Source organism: Pseudonocardia endophytica (assembly GCF_004339565.1).
Lineage (GTDB): Bacteria > Actinomycetota > Actinomycetes > Mycobacteriales > Pseudonocardiaceae > Pseudonocardia > Pseudonocardia endophytica.
This window is the reverse complement of the sequence record NZ_SMFZ01000001.1, coordinates 1,223,847-1,245,512: the sequence shown is the minus strand read 5'-3', so window position 1 is coordinate 1,245,512 and position 21,666 is coordinate 1,223,847. Positions and strand designations below refer to the sequence as shown.

Sequence of the window (21,666 nt, the reverse complement as noted above, 5' to 3'; positions counted from 1 at the left end):
CCGGACCGTCGACGAACTGTCCGCCTGACGTCGCTGGCACCGCGAGCTCGTCGCACCGCGCAGGTCCGGCGGGCCGTCGCGGCGGGAGCGCCCGACCGGCTACGCGCGCAGGCGCAACCCCTTCGGCGTGACCCGGAATCCGGCCTCGGTCAGCACCTCCGCCATCTCCGACCCGAGCGAGTCGACACCGTCGGCGCGTTCGACGGCCAGCGAGCCGAGCCATCCCTCGTGCACGGCCCCGGCCAGTGCGTCCGCGGCGGCGCGGAGCTCGTCGCGCTCGGTGGTGAACGACAGCAGTGACTTGCCGCCGCGTTCCACGTAGAGCGCCGGTCCGCCGTCGACGAGCACGACGAGCGCACCCGCCTTCCGTCCCGGCCGGTGCTTGGTCTCGCCGACCGTGTCCGGCCAGGGCAGCGCAGCACCGTGCGGCTGTGCCGGGTCGGCGGCGGCGAGCACCACCCGCGTGCGTTCCCGCCACGCCTCCTGCGGGCTGCGGGCACGGACCCCGAAGCCCGCGCCGTCGTCGAACTCGTCGAAGCGGCCGGCACCGGCGCCGGGGAAGACACTCTGCCGCACGAGGTCCGCCGGAACGCCGGTCCCTGGCCCGACCTCGTCCGGGTCCCCGGCATCGTCGGGTGCGCTGTACTCGGGTGCGCCGCCGTCTCGAGCGTGGCCGGCCGGGACGGCGTCGATCGGACCCGTTCCGGCCGTCGTCGGCTCGGATGCGGCGCCGTGGCCCGGTCCGGCGTCGCGCGCCAATCCGGTGCCTGCCACCGACCCGGTCGAGGGTGCCGACCCGGCGGCGGACGGCGCGGCGCCGTCACCGGCCAGTGCCCGCACCCGGTCGATCGCGCCGGGCACGGCGAACTGCGCGGCGCCGAGGCCCTCCACGATGTACCCGCGCCGGCACCGACCGGACTCCTCCATCGCACGGAGCACCTTGTAGACGCCGGCGAACCCGCCGGAGACCCGCTCGGTCCCGAGCGCACCCCGGGTCAGCACGCCGTGCCGCTCCAGGAACGCCTCGGCGGCCGCATGGGCACGACGGGTCGGGTCCGGCTCCCGCGCGACCGCCACCGACCAGCGCCCGCCGACCGACGGCGGCCCGGTCCGGCTCGGCATCGACGGCCGCCCCGCCCGCAGCTGCGCGTACCGCCCGCGCGGGGCACGCCGCGCCGTCCGGTGCGCGCCGCCCTGCCTGCCGGCCCCGCCACGCCGGTTGCCGCTGCCGCCGAGCCGGGCGCGAAGGGGGCCGAGCGTGTCGTTCGTCAGCGCTCCGGCCCAGACGAGGTCCCAGATCGCGGCCACCACGTCGTCGTCGCCGGGGGCCGGTTCGTGCTGTGTCGTCCCCTCCCCGCCGGCTTCGCCGGCTGCCGACCCCCGGTCCCGCAACAACTGTCCGGCGCGGGTGGCGAGCTCCCGGAAGAACAGCGCCCCGCCCCCGGAACCGTCCGGATCGGACAGCTGCGCGGGGTCCGTCACCCCGAGCGCCGCGAGCACCGCGGTGTGCAGGGGAGTGCCCGCGGTGTCCAGGTCCGGTTCCGGCAGCAGAAGGTCGGCGACGTCGGCCGGAGCCAGAGCCAGCCAGCCGTCCTGCCCGGCGAGTGACCCGCACCCGGCCCACGTCACCTCGCCCGCCGCGGTCAGCTCGTCGAGCAGCGCGGGCGTGTAGCCGGGCAGCCGTGCGGGCAGGATCAGCGACTCCACCGCACTCGCCGGCAGCGGCGCCCCGGCGAGCTGCTCCACGACGCCCAGCACGTCCTCGGCGCCGGGCGCCCGCCGGACCCGCCCGCGACGCTCACCGCCGGAGCGGACCTGCACGCCCTGCCACACGGGCAGGAACCGGCCCAGGGCACGCTGTTCGACCGGCTCCACCTCGTGGCGCAGCCGCGCCAGCGACGCGCGTCGCAGCCGCCGGAGCACCTCGGCGTCGCAGAACTCGATCTCCGACGTCGTCCCGGCCGGGACGGCGGCCTGCGGACGCAGCTCACCGCGGACGAGCCGCCCGGTCCCGGTGAGCCGGTCCAGCACCCCGGCGACCACGGCCACCCCGAGACCGAACCGCTCCGCACACTCGCGGGCGGCGAACGGCCCGTGCGTGCGGGCGTAGCGCACGATCAGGTCCCCGAGCGGATCCGGCACCGGCTCGGTGAACGCCTCCGGCACGCCGACCGGCAACGCCGCCCCGAGCGCGTCGCGGATCTTCCCGGCGTCCTCGATCGCGATCCAGCGCCGCTCACCCGCGATGCGCACCCGCAGCGCGCGCCGCGCCGTCTCCAGCTCGACGAACCACGCCGGGTCGACCCCGCGGGCGCGGCCCTCGTCGTCGGACAGGTCGCCGACGAAACGCAGCAGGTCGGCCGCACCCTCCGCGTCCCGCGCGTGCCGGTCCGGATCGGTGCGCTGCAGCTGCCCCTCGATCTCGGCGAGCACGTCCGGGTCGAGCAGCTCCCGGATCGCCTCCGACCCGAGCAGTTCGGAGAGCAGCGTCGAGTCCAGCGACAGCGCCGCCGCCCGCCGCTCGGCCAGTGGCGCGTCCGCCTCGTAAAGGAACATCCCGACGTAGCCGAACAGCAGGCTGCGCGCGAACGGCGACGGCGAGGACGTCTCGACCTCGGCCACCTTCACCTTCCGCCCGCCGACGTCGTTCATCAGCTCGCGCAGACCGGGCAGGTCGTACACGTCCTGCACACACTCGCGCATCGCCTCGAGCGTGATCGGGAACTGCTCGAACTTCCCGGCCACCGAGAGCAGCTGCGCGGAGCGCTGCCGCTGTTGCCACAGTGGGCTGCGCCGCTTGGGATCTCGTCGCGGCAGCAGGAGGGCCCGTGCCGCGCACTCCCGGAACCGGGACGCGAACAGCGCCGACGAGCCGAGCTCGTTGACGACGATCTGCTCGATCTCACCGGGCTCGAGCAGCACGTCCTCGGCCGAGGGGACGACCTCGGCACCGGCGTCGTCCATCGCGTCCGGCAGCCGGAGCACGATCCCGTCGTCCGCACCGGACGCGCTCACCTCGACCCCGCGCCGCTCGCGCATCCGCGCCGCGATCGCGAGCGCCCACGGGCCGTTGACCTGGGCCCCGAACGGCGAGTGCACGACCAGACGCCAGTCGCCGAGCTCGTCGCGGAACCGCTCGACCAGGATCGTCCGGTCGCTCGGCACGTGCCGGGTCGACTCCCGCTGCTCGCGCAGGTAGGACAGCAGGTTGTCACGGGCCCACTCGTCGAGCCCGGCCTCGGCGGCCCTGGCGCGTGCCGACGCGTCGTCCAGAGAGGACATCTCCCGGACGAACGCCCCCACCGCCCGGCCCAGCTCGAGCGGCCGTCCGATCGACTCGCCCTTCCAGAACGGCATCCGGGCCGGCACGCCCGGCGCCGGGGTGACGATCACGCGGTCGTGCGTGATGTCCTCGACCCGCCAGGACGAGGTGCCCAGCAGGAACGTGTCCCCGACGCGGGACTCGTAGACCATCTCCTCGTCGAGCTCACCGACCCGCGATCCGGACCCGTCGGCGCCGCCCGGGGTCATCACGGTGAACAATCCCCGGTCCGGGATCGTGCCGCCGGAGGTGACCGCGAGCCGCTGGGCACCGGGGCGGGCGCGCAGCTCGTCGGTGACCCGGTCCCACGTGATCCGTGCGCGGAGCTCGCCGAACTCCTCGGACGGGTAGCGGCCGGCGAGCATGTCCAGCACCGAGTGCAGTGCCGAGTCCGGCAGCGCCGCGAACGGGGCCGACCGCCGCACGACGGCCGCGAGCTCGGACAGCGACCACGGTTCCAGCGCCACCATGGCGACGATCTGCTGGGCCAGTACGTCGAGCGGGTTGCGCGGGTAACGCAGTGACTCGATCTTCCCGGACCCCATCCGCTCGGCCACGACGGCGCAGGACACGAGATCTCCCCGGTACTTCGGGAACACGACGCCCTCGGACACGGCGCCGACCTGGTGCCCGGCCCGACCGACCCGTTGCAGCCCGGAGGCCACCGACGGCGGCGCCTCCACCTGGACCACGAGGTCCACGGCTCCCATGTCGATGCCCAGCTCGAGGCTGGACGTCGCGACCACGCAGGGCAGCACGCCGGACTTGAGCTCCTCCTCGACCAGCGTCCGCTGATCACGTGACATCGATCCGTGGTGCGCCTTCGCCACGCTCGGCGCGGCACCACCGCCGACCCCCGACTGGCCGACGGCCTCGGCCGGGAACGCCGACTGCGGACCGGCTCCGCCGTCACCGTCGAGATCGACGGCCTCCTCGGCCTGCTCGGCCGCCAGCTCGTTCAACCGGGACGTCAGCCGTTCGGCCAGCCGCCGCGAGTTCGAGAACACGATCGTCGACCGGTGCTCGCGGACGAGCCCGAGCAGCCGCTCCTCGACCGCGGGCCAGATCGACGGCTTCTGCGCCGTGCCCGCCGCCGAGCCGACGACCTCCTCGTCGGTGCTGCCGGGAGCGGGCCGTTCGTCGAGCGCCGCCAGGTCCGGCACCGGGACCTGCACCTCGACCCGGATCGTCTTCGCCGTCGCGGGCTGCACGACGTCGACCGGCCGGGCACCGGACAGGTACGTGGACACCTCGTCCACCGGGCGCACGGTTGCCGAGAGCCCGATCCGCTGGGGGCTCCGCTCGACGATCTCCTCGAGCCGTTCCAGGGACAACGCGAGATGCGCGCCGCGCTTCGTGCCCGCGACGGCGTGCACCTCGTCCACGATCACCGTGCGCACGCCGCGCAGCGACTCCCGCGCCGCGGACGTCAGCAGCAGGAACAGCGACTCGGGCGTCGTAACCAGCACGTCCGGAGGGGTGCGGGCGAACTGGCGGCGCTCGTCGGCCGGCGTGTCGCCGGTGCGCATGCCGACCGTGACGTCCGGGACCGGCTCACCGAGGCGCTGCGCGGCCTGGCGGATGCCGGTGAGCGGGGAGCGCAGGTTCCGCTGCACGTCCACGGCCAGTGCCTTGAGCGGCGACACGTAGAGCACCCGGCAGCGGTGCTTCGGCTCGTCCGGCACCGGTTCCGCGGCCAGCCGGTCCAGCGCCCAGAGGAATGCGGCCAGCGTCTTGCCGGACCCGGTGGGTGCGACGACCAGGGCGTTCCGACCCGCCTGCGCGGCCGACCACGCACCCTCCTGAGCGGCCGTGGGCGCGGCGAACGCGCCCTCGAACCACTGCCGGGTGGCGGGGGAGAAGCCCTCGAGTGCACTCACGGGACCCACTATGCGCGCGACCACCGACAGTTTCGCGGCGACCGCGCGCCCGTCAGGATCCTGCGGGCGCCCGCCATGCCGGATCGCGGCCGATGAAGCCGAGCAACCGCGTCTGTGGGTCGGCGTTCGCGGCGACCTCGACGCGGGGACCGAACTGCCCGCTGGAGCGCATCAGCTCCTCGATCGGCTCCATCCCGGCGACCATCTCCGCGCAGCGGTCCGGTTCCAGCGCGACGTCCTGCCCGGTGGCGCGGGCCAGGTCCCAGGCGTGCATGAACACGTCGCCGCTGAAGAACTGCACGATTCCGCGTGGCAACGGCATCGGGTCCGCGTACGGGATCGCGAGCGTCCGCTCCCCGCTCGCGGGCTCCTCCAGCAGGCTCTGGACCTGGTCGTCGAGGGACTGCCACGCGCCGACCGGGTCCTCGTCCACCGACGGGCCGGCCTTCAGATCGACGCCCGCGTACGCGCTCAGGAACGCCGGGAACCACTCGCAGAGGTGGCGTACGACGTCACGGGCGCTCCAGCCGTCGACCGGGGACGGCGCGGACCAGGCATCGTCCGGGACGGCGCCGACCAGGCGGGTGAACGGCGCGGCCATCTCACGGTGCTCGTCGGCGGGGGTGCTGGGGATGCTCACGGGTCCGTCCTCCGGCTCTCGGTGTCCGGCGACCTGTTCGCCGTGACCTACGAGGGCTCCGACTCCCCCATCGTTCTCAACTCATCGGTTGAGTACAAGACCGGTCAGCGCGCGGCGTCCGACTCGCGGCGGAGCCAGTCCTTCCCGCCGGTCTCGTCGGGGTAGAGGTCGGTGACCGCGGCAGCGGCCCAGACCATGCTGGCCAGGAAGTCGTTCCCGAGCGCCTCGACGTAGTGCGACGTCTCGCGCGCCTTCTCGATGCTGGTCAGCGGCGCGATCGTGTAGCTCGCCCTGGAGCGGTAGCGCCGCCCGAGGTGCTCCTCGATCCAGTCCAGCGCGCGGTCGGTGCGGTCCGGATGGTCGGCGAGACGGGTGCGCGCGACGTCGAACCAGTCCGCGAGCACGAGGAACGCCAGCGACCATCCGGGAGGCGGCTCGTCGCCGGAGGGCACCCGGTCGTCGACGGCGGTGACGCGGCGGACGGCGTCCCTGGCCGGCTGCGGGTCGTTCTGCTCGATCGTCTCCCGCACGGCGCCGGACAGCGTCTCCGCGACGAGCCCGTACGCCTGCTCGATGCCGCCGTCGCCCTGCCCCGCCGGTGTCGACCTCGCCATGCGTGCCTCCCGCTCGTCGTGTCGGCGGGCGAGCCTAACCGCCGCGTCCTGCGCCGGGCCGGACGGTCAGCGTCTGCGGTTCGCGAACCACCACCGGAGCAGGACGACCAGCGCGCCCAGCAGCGCGAGCACCGACACGATCTGCCAGGCCAGCGGCGAGCCGATATCGGTCATGGCCTGCGCGAGGACGGACATATCGCCCACGGTACCGGCGGGTGGTGATCCGGCGCCGCCGTCCGGACGCGATACGCTCGCCCGGTGCGACTGAGCCACTTCCGCGAGCTGATGGAGGGCGAGTTCGGGGCCGTCCGGGCCGGATCCCTGTCCCGGGACCACGTGTTCGCCGAGCTCGACGGGCAGACCGTCGAGCAGGCCGTCGAGTCCGGCGTCGACCTGCGCCGGATCTGGCGCGCGGTGTGCGAGGCGTACGAGGTGCCGCCGGCCCGACGCTGACGCGCACTCGCCGCTCGGCGCGGGCGGATACACGGTCGGCGTGTCGGTGCCCGCATCGAACGGGTGTTCGCCTATGGTGTTGTCCACAACGTGACGGCGCCGTCCACAGACGGTGATCCGGGCGGCGGAATTGTCGGGGGGACCCCATACATTTGTCCCGTGGCTCCCCGCAAGACCGCCCCGAAGTCTCCGCAGACCTCCCCGGCGACAACGCAGACAGCACAGACATCATCCGATCGCAGATCAGCGAGGCAACAGATGACCGCTCCGGACCGCGAGAAGGCTCTCGAGCTCGCACTCGCGCAGATCGAGAAGAACCACGGCAAGGGCTCGGTGATGCGCCTGGGCGACCAGACCCGCACGCCGATCAGCGCCATCTCCACCGGCTCCATCGCGCTCGACGTCGCGCTCGGCATCGGCGGGATCCCCCGGGGCCGCGTGGTCGAGATCTACGGCCCCGAGTCCAGCGGTAAGACCACGCTCGCGCTGCACGCGGTGGCGAACGCACAGGCGGCGGGCGGCGTCGCGGCGTTCGTCGACGCCGAGCACGCGCTCGACCCGGAGTACGCCAAGGCGCTCGGGGTGAACACGGACGACCTGCTGGTCTCCCAGCCGGACACCGGTGAGCAGGCGCTCGAGATCACGGACATGCTGATCCGCTCCGGCGCGCTGGACATCATCGTGATCGACTCGGTGGCCGCGCTCGTGCCGCGCGCCGAGATCGAGGGCGAGATGGGTGACAGCCACGTCGGTCTGCAGGCGCGCCTGATGAGCCAGGCGCTGCGGAAGATCACCGGCGCGCTGAGCACGTCCGGCACCACGGCGATCTTCATCAACCAGCTGCGCGAGAAGATCGGCGTCATGTTCGGCTCGCCGGAGACGACGACCGGAGGCAAGGCGCTGAAGTTCTACGCGTCGGTCCGGATGGACATCCGCCGGATCGAGACGCTGAAGGACGGCGCCGACATGGTCGGTAGCCGGACCCGCGTCAAGGTCGTGAAGAACAAGGTCGCCCCGCCGTTCAAGCAGGCCGAGTTCGACGTGCTGTACGGCGTCGGCATCAGCCGCGAGGGTTCACTCATCGACGTCGGCGTCGAGCAGGGGATCATCCGCAAGTCGGGCGCCTGGTACACGTACGAGGGCGACCAGATGGGACAGGGCAAGGAGAACGCCCGCAAGTTCCTGAAGGAGAACCCGGACGTCGCGGCCGAGGTCGAGAAGCGGATCAAGGAGAAGCTGGGGATCGGCGCCGTGCTCGACGCCGAGATCGAGGCCGCCGGTGGTGCGGTCGAGCCGCTGCCCGCGCCGGTCGACTTCTGAGCGTGTCCACCGAGGACGGCCGGTTCGACGACGGATCGTCCGGTCCGGTCCGGGTCGCCGACTTCGACGCGCTCGACGAGGCCGACGGGTCGAGCCCGACGATGCGTGTGGCGTCGTTCGATCTGGACGACGAGGACGCATCCGACGACGAAGCCAGGGTGGCGTCGTTCGACGACCCTCCCGCCGACTCCGGATCCGGCGGCACCCCCCGCCGAGCCAGGTTCGGCGGGACGGCGCCCACCGACCGTCGGGGGAGCGGAGCAGGGCGGCGCGGTGGCTCGGATCGGTCGGACCGTGGTGGCCGGTCCCGCGGTGACCGGGCCGGACCGGCCGACGGCGGTGGTTCCGGCCGTGACGTGACGCGGGCGCGCCCGGCGTTCGGTCGCCCGGTGTCCGATGTGCTCCGCGGCGACGCGGACTCGACGGCTGCGACGAACGGCTCTGGGCCGCCCGAGCCGGGAGCGGACGACGACGAGGCTGACGGTACGACGCGAGGGCGCAGCACGACCGGCGGCCGACGAGGGGCCCGAGGCGGTCGCGGCGTCGCCCGCGCGGACGCCGGATCTCCACAGGACGACGAGTCCCGGGCGAAGGAGATCTGCCTGCGTCTGCTCACCGACCGCGCGCGCACGGTCCAGGAGCTCCGGGATGCGCTGGTGCGCAAGGAGATCCCGGAGGACGTCGCGGATCGGGTGCTGGAGCGGTTCGACGAGGTCGGGCTCGTCGACGACGAGGCGTTCGCCGGTCAGTGGGTCCGGTCGCGCCACCGTCACCGTGGCCTGGGCAAGCGGGCGATCGCGCAGGAGCTGCGCCGCAAGGGTGTCGCGAAGGAGATCGCGGACGAGGCACTGACCGAGATCGACGCCGAGTCCGAGGAGGCGCGGGCTCGCGAGCTGGTCGAGAAGAAGATCCGCACCGTGAAGGTCGGCACCCGCGAGGAACGCGCGTCGGCGTCCCGTCGCCTGGTCGGGATGCTCGCGCGCAAGGGCTACGGCGCGGGCGTCGCCTACTCCGTCGTCCGGGACGCGATCGCTGCCCGCGGCGCCGAGGAGGACGAGATGGGCGAGGAGCCGCCGGAGGACTGACGCCAGGCCCCGGTAGATCGTCGCTAGGGTCGCTGCGCGTCCGGACCGTCGACCGAGGAGACCGATGAGCCCCGCCACCGTTGCGATCGTCGTCGCCGTGATCTCCGCGGTGATCGCGTTGACGTCGGCGATCGGTGTCGAGGTCCTGCGCCGGCGGGCGAACCGTGAGCTCGAGGTCGTGAAGCACGAGCTGGCCGAGCAGCGCGCCGCGAACGACCGTCGCGCGCAGACCGCCGAGCTCGTCCGTGCCTACCGCAACCCACTGCTCCGGGCGGCCTACGACCTGCAGAGCCGGATCTGGAACATGCACGGCGGCTTCCGCGGCCGCGGCGACACCGAGCACGACTATTTCGTCACGAACACGCTGTACGTGATCGCCGAGTTCTTCGGCTGGCTGGAGATCGTCCGCCGTGAGCTGCAGTTCCTGGACCTGGCCGACGAGCAGGAGACCGGCGCGCTCAAGGCCGAGCTCGACCGGATCCAGGGCACGTTCGCGTCGACGTCCCGGCGCCGCCGCGACGACTTCTACGTCTACCGCGGCCAGCAGCGGGCGATCGGCGAGCTGATGATCGTCGAACTGGCCGAACCCCGGCCGACCGGTGTGCGTTCCACCTGCCTCGGCTACGCCGCGTTCGTCGACCGGCTCGACTCGCCGGCGTTCGTCCGGTGGCTCGCCCGGCCACGTGACCGCATCGCCGACCTGACCGGACCGGACCTCGCCCGGCTCGTCGAGGTCCAGCACGCGCTGATCGACCTGATCGACCGGCTCGACCCGGACCGCGTCCGGTTCGCGAGCAACCGGGACAAGATCGCGACCGTGCGGGACGCGGTCTGACCGTCCGGAGTCGAACTGCTCGCGAGCCGGGCCCGGTCACTTCTTCAGCCGTCTGCTCCCGCCGTGCCAGTCCTCGGTCAGACCGACCTGGTCGGTGTCGACGCCGAGCGCGCGGAGCTGGGGGCGTTCGCGCAGGCTCCGCTTCAGCTCGGCGAACCCGCCGAAGCGGGCGAGCCCGACGACGTGGTCCCACAGCTCGGCCGCCTCGTCCGCCGACGGCAGGCGGCTGATCACCGGACCGAAGAACGCGACTCCGGCGGGTGGCTCGAAGTGCAGGATCGGTGTCCCGACGTCCTTGCCGGTCAGGCCGAGCGCTTCGTCCGTCTCGGCCTGCACGACGGAGTCGTAGGAGGTGTCCTCGAGGGCCTCGGCCAGCGTGACGGGAAGCCCGGCCGCGCTCAGGACCGGCTCGGCGAACCCGCGCGTGCCGCGCCGCTCGTGTGCGCCGGCCTCGTCGGGCACACGCTCCCGGTCGAAGATCGCGGTGCCCAGCTCGCGGTAGAGCCCGGCGATCGCCTCCGTGCCGTGTGACTCCCGGGCTGCCGCGCAGACGCGCAGCAGCCGCAGCCCGGCCGTGTGGCCCGCCTCGTATTCCGGCGGGAAGTGGGCGTCGTAGTCGACGTGTGCGTTCAGCAGCCGCAGCGAGATGAACCGCCAGTCCACGGTGTAGTCACGCTGCTCGGCGACCATTCGCACCCACTTGCTGGTCATCCACGCGAAGGGGCACACCGGATCGAAGTAGAAATGCAGGTCGGCCACGGGCAGAGCGTAGGCCTCAGCCGAGCAGCTCCCGCCCGGTCCGCCTCCGGTGCAGGACCTGGACGTCTCCTGCGGACTGGACCGGGTCGTCCGCCAGGTGCCCGACCAGCGTGTCCGCGAACGCGATCACGGCGGGCGGTGGGGCGATGTCCGTCCGTCGCGCCACCGCGACCGTCCGGTACAGCGCCGGGTTGAGCACCGTCCGTCGCAGCCGGGGGCGCCCGGCGAACACGAGGTCCGGCACGACGGCCATGCCGGTGCCGGCCTCCACCAGCCGGAGCACCGCGTCCATCTGCGCACCCTCGACCGCGATCCGCGGCTCCACCCCGGCGGCCGCGTACGCGCGCAGCGTCACCTCGCGCAGGTCGTAACCCCGCGCCGGCATCACGAGATGGTGGCGGGCCAGCTCGCCGACGGTGATCGAGCCGCGCGTCGCGAGCGGGCGGCGCGACGACGGCGACGCGACCGACAACCGCTCCCGCAGCAGCGGCGCGGTGTGCAGGGCGGGATCCACGCCGTCCGGCGGCACGATCACGAGAGCGATGTCGAGCGACCCGCGCACCAGGCCGTCGACCAGCGGCTGGGACCCGGCCTCGGTCAGCTCGACGTGGATCCCCGGGTGTTGCTGGTGGAACACGCGCAGCACATCGGCCAGCACGCCGATGCACAGCGACGGTGTCGCACCGATCCGGACCCGCCCCCGTCGCACCCCGGCGATCTCGGCGACCGTGCTCCGCGCCGTGTCCGCGTCGGCGAGCATCCGGCGTGCCAGGGGGAGCACCGCCTCCCCGGCCGGCGTGAGCGTGACGGTCGCGCCGCGGTCGAACAGCGGTGCGCCCAGCTCCGTCTCCAGTGTCCGTAATGCCCGGCTCAACGTGGGCTGTGCGACGCCGGACACGTCGGCGGCGCGGGTGAAGCTCCGCACGTCCGCGACCGCGACGAAGTACAGGAGCTGCTGAAGTGTCACCGCCATAGCGTAGAGCTATCGATTCCGTTCTCCCGATGCATTGGACCTTCCGTGGTCTCGACCGTTCCACTGATCGACGTGGTCACCGTGTCGACGTCCACCCCGGCGAAGGGGGCAGCTGCGCGCAAGCCGCGGCGCCCCCGCATCCCGGGTGTGCTGCTGAAGTTCGTGATGGCGGTCAGCGGCGCGTTCCTGCTGCTGTACCTCGTCCTGCACATGATCGGGAACCTGAAGATCTTCTTCGGGGGCGCCGAGCTGGACGGGTACGCCCGTTGGTTGCGGGAGATCCTCGAGCCGGCCCTGCCCTACGAGGGCATGCTCTGGATCGTCCGGGTCGTGCTGACCGTGTCGGTGCTGGCGCACATCTGGTCGGCGACCGTGCTCGCGCTGCGGGCCCGTCGTGCCCGGCCGATCCGTTACGCAGGGGGCAACCACAAGCTGCCCGGGAGCTACGCCGCCCGCACCATGCGGTGGGGCGGCGTGATCATCGTGTTGTTCGTCGTCTACCACCTGCTCGACCTGACGACCGGCACGCTGAACCCGAACGGTGAGCACCTGCAGGTCTACGCGAACGTCGTCGCCGACTTCGCCCCGAGCCGCTGGTACGTGACGCTGTTCTACGTCCTGGCCGTCGTCGCCGTCGGGCTCCATGTCCGGCACGGCCTGTGGTCGGCCCTGCAGACGCTCGGCGTCTCGAACGGCCGCCGGCAGCGGCCCCTGCAGATCGTCTCGACGGTGTTCGCCGTCCTGCTGACCGTCGGGTTCCTCGCGGTCCCGATCGCCGTCACGTTCGGAGTGGTGTGATGAGCCCGTACAGCGAGTACGAGACCGGCGAGCCGGTCGCCGACGGCGCGGCCCCCGAGGGCCCGATCGAGACCCGCTGGGAGCGCCGCCGGTTCGGCGTGAAGCTGGTCAACCCGGCAAACAAGCGGTCCAAGAAGATCGTCGTCGTCGGGTCCGGCCTGGCCGGTGGATCGGCCAGCGCCACGCTCGGCGAGGCCGGCTACCAGGTCGACACGTTCTGCTACCAGGACAGCCCACGCCGGGCGCACTCCATCGCCGCGCAGGGCGGGATCAACGCGGCGAAGAACTACCGCAACGACGGCGACAGCGTCTACCGGCTGTTCTACGACACCGTGAAGGGCGGCGACTTCCGCGCCCGCGAGTCCAATGTGCACCGTCTCGCGGAGATCAGCCGCCAGATCATCGACCAGTGCGTCGCACAGGGTGTCCCGTTCGCCCGCGAGTACGGCGGCCTGCTCGACACCCGCAGCTTCGGCGGCGTCCAGGTCAGCCGCACGTTCTACGCGCGTGGCCAGACCGGCCAGCAGCTGCTCCTCGGCGCGTACCAGGCCCTGGAGCGGCAGGTACAGGCCGGCACGGTCACCATGCACACGCGTCACGAGATGCTCGAGCTGATCGTCGTCGACGGGCGGGCGCGCGGCATCGTCGCGCGCGACATGGTCACCGGCGAGATCGAGACCCATCTCGCGGACGCCGTCGTGCTCGCCTCCGGCGGCTACGGGAACGTGTTCTACCTGTCGACGAACGCCAAGGGCTGCAACGTGACCGCGTCGTGGCGCGCACACCGCAAGGGTGCGCTGTTCGCGAACCCGTGCTTCACCCAGATCCACCCGACGTGCATCCCGGTGTCCGGCGACCACCAGTCGAAGCTGACGCTGATGTCCGAGTCGCTGCGCAACGACGGCCGCGTCTGGGTCCCGCAGCGCATCGGCGACGACCGCAAGCCGAACGACATCCCGCACGCCGAGCGCGACTACTTCCTGGAGCGCAAGTACCCCGCCTTCGGCAACCTGGTACCCCGCGACATCGCGTCCAGGGCGGCCAAGGAGGTGTGCGACGAGAAGCGGGGCGTCGGCCCGGGCGGGCTCGGCGTGTACCTCGACTTCGACGACGCCATCCAGCGGCTCGGCCGCAAGGCCGTCGAGGCCAAGTACGGCAACCTCTTCGAGATGTACGAGCGGATCACCGGGGAGAACCCGTACGAGGTCCCGATGCGGATCTACCCCGCCGTGCACTACACGATGGGCGGCCTGTGGGTGGACTACGACCTGCAGTCCACGATCCCCGGCCTGTACGTCACGGGGGAGGCGAACTTCTCCGACCACGGAGCTAACCGGCTCGGCGCCTCGGCGCTGATGCAGGGCCTGGCCGACGGCTACTTCGTCCTCCCGGTCACGATCGGCGACTATCTCGCGACGACCACATTGGAGCCGGTCACCGAGGAGTCGCCCGAGGTCGTCGACGCACGGAACGCGGTGACCGACCGGGTCCGGACGCTGCTCTCGATCAAGGGCAACCGCACGGTCGACTCGTTCCACCGCGAGCTCGGGCACATCATGTGGGACTACTGCGGCATGGAGCGCTCCGACGAGGGCCTGCGCAAGGCGCTCGACCGGATCCCGGAGCTGCGCAGGGAGTTCTGGTCCAACGTGATGGTCCCCGGCACCGGCGCGGAGCTGAACCAGAGCCTGGAGAAGGCCGGCCGCGTCGCCGACTTCCTCGAGCTCGCCGAGCTCATGTGCCTGGACGCGTTGCACCGCAACGAGTCCTGCGGCGGCCACTTCCGCGCGGAGAGCCAGACCGACGACGGCGAGGCACTGCGCGACGACGAGCACTTCGCCTACACCGCGGCCTGGGAGTTCACAGGCCGTGGACAGGCCCCCGTCCTGCACCGCGAGGACCTGGTCTTCGACTACGTCCATCCCACCCAGCGGAGCTACAAGTGAGACTCACCCTGAAGATCTGGCGCCAGCGTGACTCCGTCGACAAGGGACATCTCGAGCCGTACACACTGGACGACGTCGACGACGACATGTCGTTCCTGGAGATGCTCGACGTCCTGAACGAGAAGCTGATCCTGTCCGGCGAGGAGCCGGTCGCGTTCGACCACGACTGCCGCGAGGGCATCTGCGGCTCCTGCAGCATGGTCATCGACGGCCGCCCGCACGGCCCGCAGCGCGCCACCACCGCCTGCCAGCTGCACATGCGTCACTACGACGACGGCGACACGGTCGTCATCGAGCCGTTCCGTTCCGGGTCGTTCGGCGTGATCAAGGACCTGGTCGTCGACCGCGGCGCGTTCGACAAGATCATTCAGGCGGGCGGGTACGTGTCGGTGAACACCGGCTCGGCCCCGGACGCGCACGCCACCCCGGTGCGCAAGGCCGCCGCGGACCGCTCGTTCGAGGCGGCGAACTGCATCGGCTGCGGCGCGTGCGTCGCGGCGTGCCCGAACGGATCCGCGTCGTTGTTCCTGGGGGCCAAGCTGACCCACCTCGGCGAGCTCCCGCAGGGGCAGCCGGAGCGCTACGAGCGCGTCGTCGCCATGGTCGAGGCCCACGACGACGCCGGTTTCGGCGGCTGCACGAACACCGGCGCCTGCACCAGCGCCTGCCCGAAGGAGATCCCTCTCGACGTGATCTCCCAGCTCAACCGGGACTATCTCGCCGCGACGGTGGCCGGGAAGCGCCGCAGCGCCTGACCCCCGGCGCCCCGCGGCACGCATGATCGGCGGAAGTGGTCGGCTTCGCGTCACTAATGGCGCGTTGCAACCGGTTGCGCCGATCATGAGCTTGGTGCCGGCCGATGAGCGCACAAGATCGGCGGGAGTGGTCGGCCCCGCGTCACGGATGGCGCGTTCCAACCGGTTGCGGCGATCACGAGTTCGGCGCCGGCTCGCCGGCCGCTCATGATCGGCGGGAGTGGTAGGAACCACGTCACGGATGGCGCGATCCGGCCGGTTCCGCTGATCATGCCGAGGCGCTGCAACCACGCGGGCGATCGCGGTGTTCGGTACTCACATGGGCAGTGGGATCGTCGACGACGTGAGGGCCACGGACGTGCCGAGCCCGCCGGACGACGACAGAGCCGACGAGCCGGACGCCGCGCTGGCCGCGCACCTGGCGGCCGACCTCGACGGCGGGTTTGCGGTGCTGATGCGGCGGCACCGCGGTGTCGTCTGGTCGGTGGCGAGGCAGTTCGTCCGGGATCCGGCCGATGCCGAGGACCTCGCCGCGGACGCGTTCCTGCGCGCTTACCGCGCGTTGCGCTCGTACGACGCGGCCCGCTTGCAGACGCTGCGGATCCGGCCGTGGCTCCTGACGATCCTGCGCAACACCGCCCGCAACGCGGCACGGGACCGGTCGCGGAGACCGGCGCCGCCGCCGTCGTACGAGACGGCGGCCGACGAGCCGGGGACGGGCCATGGGGTCGAGCAGCACGCCGAGTCGGGCGAGCTGCAGCGCGAGCTGGGCGCCGCGCTCGCGCAGCTGTCCGAGGTGCAGCGGACGGCGGTCGTGCTGCGGCACGTCGTCGGCCTGGGAACGGGTGAGGTGGCCGAGGTGCTCGGCGTGGCCGAGGGGACGGCGAAGTCGCACATCTCCCGCGGTCTGGCGCGCCTGCGGCCGTTGGTGGAGAACCTGCGCGAGGAGGCAACGCGATGAGTATCGAGGAGAGCCTGGCCGGGCTGGCCGAGCAGAACGGCCCGGACCTGGAGGCGCGCGTGTTCGCCGGATGGCTGACCGCGCCGAGCAGGTTGGGTGACGTCCACGTGGCCGTCACCGGCGCCGGGGTGCAGTATTTGCGCTCCGCCGACGGGACGCCGGGCGAGTCGTTCGCCGAGACCTACCGCGAGCGGTTCGGACGACCGTTGCGACAGCTGTCGAAGGCGCCGCGCGGGTTGTTGCCCGCGTTGAAGGGGTCGAAGGGGCAGGGGCCCGACCTGGACGTCGGCGGCTTGTCCGAGTTCGAGCGGTCGGTGCTGGACGTGACCAGCCGGATCCCGGCCGGGCAGGTGCGCCCGTACGGCTGGGTGGCGCGCGAGGCCGGGCGTCCGGCAGCCGTCCGGGCGGCCGCGTCGGTGCTGGCCCGCAACCCGGTGCCGCTGCTGGTGCCGTGCCACCGCGTGGTTCGGGGGACCGGCGTGCTCGGGGACTACATGTACGGCGCCGAGCGCAAGCGGGAGCTGCTGAGCGCCGAGGGCCTCGACGTCGACGGCGCCGACGCGGCCACCGCCCGCGGCGAGCTGTTCGTGGCCAGCGACACGACCGGCATCGTCTGCTTCCCGAGCTGCCACCACGCGCGGCGGATCACCGGGCCGCACCGGCGTCCGTTCCGGAAGGTCGACGCCGCGCGGGCCGCCGGGTATCGCCCGTGCCGGGACTGCCGCCCGGCAGCGGTGGCGTGACCGCGCCACGGTCGTGCCGTGACTCGCTCGCTCGCCATGCCGTGACCGGACCGAACGAGGGTGCCGTTGGGGCAGTGACATTGCTCGAAGGTGCCGTTCGTTCGTGATGGCGGGATCGGGGGCGGCGGGTGGCCGGCCGCCGAACGAGGGTGCCGTTGGGGCAATGTGATTGCTCGAAGGTGCCGTTCGTTCGGGCTGGGGAGCGCACACGGGCGAGGACGTGGTGAGGAGGTGTCGTGCCGGAGCTGTTCGCGCGACCGCGGCGCGAGTTGGCGTCCGGGGCCGTCCACGTGCCCGGCTGGCTGAGCGTCGAGCGCCAACGCGAGCTCGTCGTGGCCTGCCGGGCTTGGGCGTCCGAGGGCCCCGGCATCCGTGCCGCGACGCTGCCGAGCGGGCATCAGATGTCCGTGCGGATGGTCTGCCTGGGCTGGCACTGGATCCCGTACCGCTACTCGCGCACCCGCGACGACCAGGACGGCTCCCCGGTCGCGCCGTTCCCGGACCGGCTGGGAGAGCTGGGCAGGGACGCGGTGGCGGCGGCCGGGATGCCGGGGGACTACCGCCCGGACGTCGCCCTGATCAACTTCTACGACGGCGACGCCCGCATGGGCCAGCACCGCGACGTCGACGAGCGCACGGACGCCCCGGTCGTGTCCCTGTCACTGGGCGCGGGGTGCGTGTTCCGGTTCGGCAACACCGAGAACCGCGGGAAGCCGTACACCGACGTCGACCTGCTGTCCGGTGACCTCGTCGTGTTCGGCGGACCGAGCCGTTTCGCCTACCACGGGGTGCCGCGCCTGCTCCCCGACGCGGACGTGCCGGACATCGGGCTGACCAGCGGTCGTCTGAACATCACGCTCCGCGAGTCCGGCCTCGAGTCCAGTTGATCATCCACGGCCGTGTGACACGCGTCTCTGCCTGGGCGTCATAGGCGAACCTGACACGGCTGACCGGACGCCGCCGTCGTACGCTGCCCGAACTTGCCGCACCTTGAAGCTGCGATGCGAGAACGCGACAGATCAGGACACGACGTCGTGTCCGGGGCGACCCGACGTCGGCGAACACAGAGGAGCTCCACCGCGTGTCATCCACCACTGACGCGGCCGCCGGGCGGGCGCAGATCGCGGCACGGACGCTGCGCACGGACCGCTGGTGGCTCCCGCCGCTGGCGAACTTCGTGGGACTGGCGGCGTGGGTCATCTACGCCACGGTGCGGGTCTTCATGCAGAGCGACTACTGGGTGGCCGACTACGGCTACCTGACGCCGTTCTACTCGCCGTGCTTCTCGACCGGCTGCGTGCCGGAGGCGTCGCACTTCGGGCAGTTCCTGCCGGACGTGTGGTTCATCCCGTACGCAGCGCTGACGTTGCCGTTCCTGCTGCTGTTCCGGCTGACCTGCTACTACTACCGCAAGGCCTACTACCGGGCGTTCTGGCTGTCGCCGCCGGCCTGCGCCGTGGCCGAGCCGCACCGGAAGTACTCCGGCGAGACGCGCTTCCCGCTGATCCTGCAGAACGCGCACCGGTACTTCTTCTACCTGGCGGCGCTCATCACACTGATCAACGCCTACGACGCGGTGATCGCGTTCGTCAAGCCGGACGGCTCGTTCGGGCTCGGCCTCGGGAACATCATCCTGGTGGCGAACGTGGTGCTGCTGTTCATCTACACGGCGTCCTGCCACTCGTGCCGCAGCGGCGTCGGCGGCCGGATCAACAACTTCTCGAAGCACCCGATGCGCTACAAGATGTGGACCTTCGTCACGAAGCTGAACACGCGGCACATGCAGTACGCCTGGGCGACGCTGGCCAGCCTGGCGATCACCGACTTCTACATCATGGCCGTCTCGGCCGGATGGATCTCCGACCTGCGGATCGTGGGGTGACGGAAATGACCGACGAGAAGATCGAGCACCACGAGTACGACGTCGTCGTCATCGGCGCCGGAGGTGCCGGGCTGCGCGCGGCGATCGAGGCGCGGCTGCAGGGCAAGAAGACGGCGATCATCTCGAAGTCGCTGTTCGGCAAGGCCCACACGGTGATGGCCGAGGGTGGCTGCGCCGCGTCGATGGGCAACGCCAACCACAACGACAACTGGCAGGTCCACTACCGCGACACCATGCGCGGCGGGAAGTTCCTGAACAACTGGCGGATGGCCGAGCTGCACGCCAAGGAGGCCCCGGACCGCGTCTGGGAGCTGGAGACCTACGGCGCGCTGTTCGACCGGCTGCCGGACGGCACGATCAGCCAGCGCAACTTCGGCGGGCACACCTACCCGCGCCTGGCCCACGTCGGTGACCGCACCGGCCTGGAACTGATCCGCACGCTGCAGCAGAAGGTCGTGTCGCTGCAGCAGGAGGACTTCCGCGAGACCGGCGACTACGAGTCGAAGATCAAGGTCTTCCACGAGACGACGATCACCGAGCTGTTCAAGACGGACGGGAAGATCTCCGGCTGCTTCGGCTACTACCGCGGCAGCGGGCAGTTCCTCCGCTTCGACACCCCGGCGATCGTGCTGGCGACCGGCGGCGTCGGGAAGAGCTACTCCGTCACGTCGAACTCCTGGGAGTACACCGGCGACGGGCACGCGCTGGCCCTGCGCGCGGGCGCGACGCTGATCAACATGGAGTTCCTGCAGTTCCACCCGACGGGCATGGTCTGGCCGCCGTCGGTGCGCGGGATCCTGGTCACCGAGTCGGTCCGCGGTGACGGCGGCGTTCTGAAGAACTCCGACGGCAAGCGGTTCATGTTCGACTACATCCCGGACGTGTTCAAGGAGCAGTACGCGACCACCGAGGAGGAGGGCGACCGCTGGTACGAGGACGCGGACAACAACCGCCGTCCCCCGGAGCTGCTCCCGCGTGACGAGGTCGCCCGCGCGATCAACTCCGAGGTGAAGGCCGGCCGCGGCACCCCGCACGGCGGCGTGTACCTGGACATCGCGTCCCGCCTGAAGCCCGAGCAGATCCTCAAGCGCCTGCCGTCGATGCACCACCAGTTCAAGGAGCTGGCCGACGTCGACATCACGCAGGAGCCGATGGAGGTGGGCCCGACCTGCCACTACGTGATGGGCGGCGTCGAGGTCGACCCGGACACCGCGATGTCGATCGTGCCGGGCCTGTTCGCCGCCGGTGAGGTGGCGGGCGGCATGCACGGCTCGAACCGGCTCGGCGGCAACTCGCTGTCCGACCTGCTGGTGTTCGGCCGCCGCTCCGGTCTGTCCGCGGCGGAGTACGTCGACGGGCTGGGCGCCACCCCTGCCGTCGCGGACTCCGACGTGAGCGACGCGCTCGACCGCGCGCTGCTGCCGTTCTCCACGGCCACCGACGGCGGGGAGAACCCGTTCGCGGTGCAGCAGGAGCTGCAGAAGACGATGCACGAGCTCGTCGGCATCATCCGCAAGGAAGACGAGATGGAGATGGCCCTCAAGAAGCTCGAGGACATCGCCGCCCGCACCCGGACCGTGACGGTTGAGGGGCACCGGGAGTTCAACCCCGGCTGGCACATCGCGCTGGACCTGCGGAACATGCTGCTCGTCTCGCTCTGCGTCGGGAAGGCCGCGCTGGAGCGCCAGGAGAGCCGCGGCGGGCACACGCGCGACGACTACCCGGTGATGGACTCCGACTGGCGGCACCTGCTGCTGGTCTGCTCCGCGCTGGGCGAGGACAACGTGGAGCTGACCCGCAAGGAGCAGATCCCGATGCGGTCGGACCTGTTCGACCTGTTCGAGATGGACGAGCTGAAGAAGTACTACACCGGCGAGGAGCTGGGCGAGCACCGCGCCGGTTCCGTGGAAGGTGCCTGAGCATGGCTGAGTCGAAGTCCCACCTGCACCACTTCCGGGTGTGGCGCGGCGACGACGAGAAGGGCGATCTCGTCGACTACCCGGTGGAGGTGAACGAGGGCGAGGTCGTCCTCGACATCATCCACCGCCTGCAGGCCACCGAGGCCAACGACCTCGCCGTGCGCTGGAACTGCAAGGCAGGCAAGTGCGGGTCGTGCTCGGCGGAGATCAACGGCAGGCCGCGCCTGATGTGCATGACGCGGATGAACACGTTCGCCGAGGACGAGGTCGTCACGGTGACGCCGCTGCGCACGTTCCCGGTGATCCGGGACCTGGTGACCGACGTGTCGTTCAACTACACGAAGGCGCGGGAGATCCCGTCGTTCCAGCCGCCGGAGGGCGTGGAGCCGGGCGAGTACCGGATGCAGCAGGTCGACGTGGAGCGGAGCCAGGAGTTCCGCAAGTGCATCGAGTGCTACCTGTGCCAGAACACCTGCCACGTGGTCCGCGACCACGAGGAGAACAAGGAGGCCTTCGCCGGTCCGCGCTACCTGATGCGGATGGCGGAGCTGGACATGCACCCGCTGGACGCGCACGGCAACCGCGCCGTGGACGCCCAGGAGGAGCACGGCCTCGGCATGTGCAACATCACGAAGTGCTGCACCGAGGTCTGCCCCGAGCACATCAAGATCACCGACAACGCTCTGATCCCGATGAAGGAGCGCGCCGTCGACCGCAAGTACGACCCGCTGGTCTGGCTGGGCAGCAAGATCTTCAAGCGCTCCGGCGCCTGATCTGAGGC

Annotated in this window: 19 protein-coding genes; 13 read left to right on the top strand and 6 right to left on the bottom strand. The window is 71.6% G+C overall.

Going from position 1 to position 21,666, the window contains the following annotated elements; all coding sequences use genetic code 11:
- Positions 1 to 99: 99 nt before the first annotated feature.
- The 4 genes from EV378_RS05450 to EV378_RS36695 all read right to left on the bottom strand — a co-directional run bounded on the left by EV378_RS05450 (position 100) and on the right by EV378_RS36695 (position 6,651).
- Complete coding sequence (locus EV378_RS05450) at positions 100 to 5,214, bottom strand: ATP-dependent helicase (RefSeq protein WP_481404375.1); 5,115 nt, start codon at positions 5,212 to 5,214, stop codon at positions 100 to 102.
- A 40-nt stretch (positions 5,215 to 5,254) separates the two neighbouring features.
- Positions 5,255 to 5,842: a TIGR03086 family metal-binding protein gene (locus EV378_RS05445; RefSeq protein WP_243653298.1), complete on the bottom strand. Its 588-nt coding sequence runs from the start codon at positions 5,840 to 5,842 to the stop codon at positions 5,255 to 5,257.
- Positions 5,843 to 5,946: 104 nt separating this feature from the next.
- Entirely contained in the window at positions 5,947 to 6,456 is a 510-nt protein-coding gene (locus EV378_RS05440) for a hypothetical protein (protein ID WP_132421609.1), read from the bottom strand.
- Positions 6,457 to 6,522: 66 nt separating this feature from the next.
- Positions 6,523 to 6,651, bottom strand: coding sequence for a hypothetical protein (locus EV378_RS36695; protein WP_279389593.1), 129 nt, complete (start codon positions 6,649 to 6,651; stop codon positions 6,523 to 6,525).
- Between the two features lie 63 nt (positions 6,652 to 6,714).
- Here EV378_RS36695 and EV378_RS05435 point away from each other — a divergent pair, with 63 nt between their 5' ends.
- The 4 genes from EV378_RS05435 to EV378_RS05420 all read left to right on the top strand — a co-directional run bounded on the left by EV378_RS05435 (position 6,715) and on the right by EV378_RS05420 (position 10,149).
- The gene (locus tag EV378_RS05435; protein WP_132421608.1) at positions 6,715 to 6,909 is read left to right on the top strand and encodes a DUF3046 domain-containing protein; all 195 of its coding nucleotides are present in this window, start codon (positions 6,715 to 6,717) and stop codon (positions 6,907 to 6,909) included.
- A gap of 258 nt (positions 6,910 to 7,167) precedes the next feature.
- Positions 7,168 to 8,229 (top strand): recombinase RecA, encoded by a 1,062-nt coding sequence (gene recA / locus EV378_RS05430; protein ID WP_132421607.1) that lies wholly within the window; start codon positions 7,168 to 7,170, stop codon positions 8,227 to 8,229.
- 2 nt (positions 8,230 to 8,231) lie between these two features.
- Positions 8,232 to 9,314 (top strand): regulatory protein RecX, encoded by a 1,083-nt coding sequence (locus EV378_RS36880; protein ID WP_132421606.1) that lies wholly within the window; start codon positions 8,232 to 8,234, stop codon positions 9,312 to 9,314.
- A gap of 64 nt (positions 9,315 to 9,378) precedes the next feature.
- Entirely contained in the window at positions 9,379 to 10,149 is a 771-nt protein-coding gene (locus EV378_RS05420; protein ID WP_132421605.1) for a hypothetical protein, read from the top strand.
- A gap of 36 nt (positions 10,150 to 10,185) precedes the next feature.
- On the opposite strand, the gene EV378_RS05415 is transcribed toward EV378_RS05420, so the two are convergent.
- Positions 10,186 to 10,908: a mycothiol-dependent nitroreductase Rv2466c family protein gene (locus EV378_RS05415; protein ID WP_341540408.1), complete on the bottom strand. Its 723-nt coding sequence runs from the start codon at positions 10,906 to 10,908 to the stop codon at positions 10,186 to 10,188.
- A 16-nt stretch (positions 10,909 to 10,924) separates the two neighbouring features.
- On the bottom strand, positions 10,925 to 11,875 hold the full coding sequence (locus EV378_RS05410) for a LysR family transcriptional regulator (RefSeq protein ID WP_132421603.1): 951 nt from the start codon (positions 11,873 to 11,875) through the stop codon (positions 10,925 to 10,927).
- 51 nt (positions 11,876 to 11,926) lie between these two features.
- Here EV378_RS05410 and EV378_RS05405 point away from each other — a divergent pair, with 51 nt between their 5' ends.
- The 9 genes from EV378_RS05405 to EV378_RS05365 all read left to right on the top strand — a co-directional run bounded on the left by EV378_RS05405 (position 11,927) and on the right by EV378_RS05365 (position 21,658).
- Complete coding sequence (locus EV378_RS05405) at positions 11,927 to 12,679, top strand: succinate dehydrogenase cytochrome b subunit (RefSeq protein WP_243653297.1); 753 nt, start codon at positions 11,927 to 11,929, stop codon at positions 12,677 to 12,679.
- Positions 12,679 to 14,625: a fumarate reductase/succinate dehydrogenase flavoprotein subunit gene (locus EV378_RS05400; RefSeq protein WP_132421602.1), complete on the top strand. Its 1,947-nt coding sequence runs from the start codon at positions 12,679 to 12,681 to the stop codon at positions 14,623 to 14,625. The genes EV378_RS05405 and EV378_RS05400 overlap by 1 nt, the downstream gene beginning before the upstream one ends.
- Positions 14,622 to 15,380, top strand: a complete 759-nt coding sequence (locus EV378_RS05395; RefSeq protein ID WP_132421601.1) for a succinate dehydrogenase/fumarate reductase iron-sulfur subunit — start codon at positions 14,622 to 14,624, stop codon at positions 15,378 to 15,380. Before EV378_RS05400 ends, EV378_RS05395 begins: the two co-directional genes overlap by 4 nt.
- 343 nt (positions 15,381 to 15,723) lie before the next feature.
- Positions 15,724 to 16,341, top strand: coding sequence for an RNA polymerase sigma factor (locus EV378_RS05390; RefSeq protein ID WP_243653296.1), 618 nt, complete (start codon positions 15,724 to 15,726; stop codon positions 16,339 to 16,341).
- The gene (locus EV378_RS05385) at positions 16,338 to 17,084 is read left to right on the top strand and encodes a methylated-DNA--[protein]-cysteine S-methyltransferase (protein WP_132421599.1); all 747 of its coding nucleotides are present in this window, start codon (positions 16,338 to 16,340) and stop codon (positions 17,082 to 17,084) included. The genes EV378_RS05390 and EV378_RS05385 overlap by 4 nt, the downstream gene beginning before the upstream one ends.
- Before the next feature lie 236 nt (positions 17,085 to 17,320).
- The gene (locus EV378_RS05380; protein ID WP_132421598.1) at positions 17,321 to 17,971 is read left to right on the top strand and encodes an alpha-ketoglutarate-dependent dioxygenase AlkB family protein; all 651 of its coding nucleotides are present in this window, start codon (positions 17,321 to 17,323) and stop codon (positions 17,969 to 17,971) included.
- A 194-nt stretch (positions 17,972 to 18,165) separates the two neighbouring features.
- Positions 18,166 to 18,966: a hypothetical protein gene (locus EV378_RS05375; RefSeq protein WP_132421597.1), complete on the top strand. Its 801-nt coding sequence runs from the start codon at positions 18,166 to 18,168 to the stop codon at positions 18,964 to 18,966.
- A gap of 5 nt (positions 18,967 to 18,971) precedes the next feature.
- On the top strand, positions 18,972 to 20,885 hold the full coding sequence (locus tag EV378_RS05370; protein WP_132421596.1) for a fumarate reductase/succinate dehydrogenase flavoprotein subunit: 1,914 nt from the start codon (positions 18,972 to 18,974) through the stop codon (positions 20,883 to 20,885).
- A gap of 2 nt (positions 20,886 to 20,887) precedes the next feature.
- Positions 20,888 to 21,658, top strand: coding sequence for a succinate dehydrogenase/fumarate reductase iron-sulfur subunit (locus EV378_RS05365; protein ID WP_132421595.1), 771 nt, complete (start codon positions 20,888 to 20,890; stop codon positions 21,656 to 21,658).
- Positions 21,659 to 21,666 lie beyond the last annotated feature (8 nt).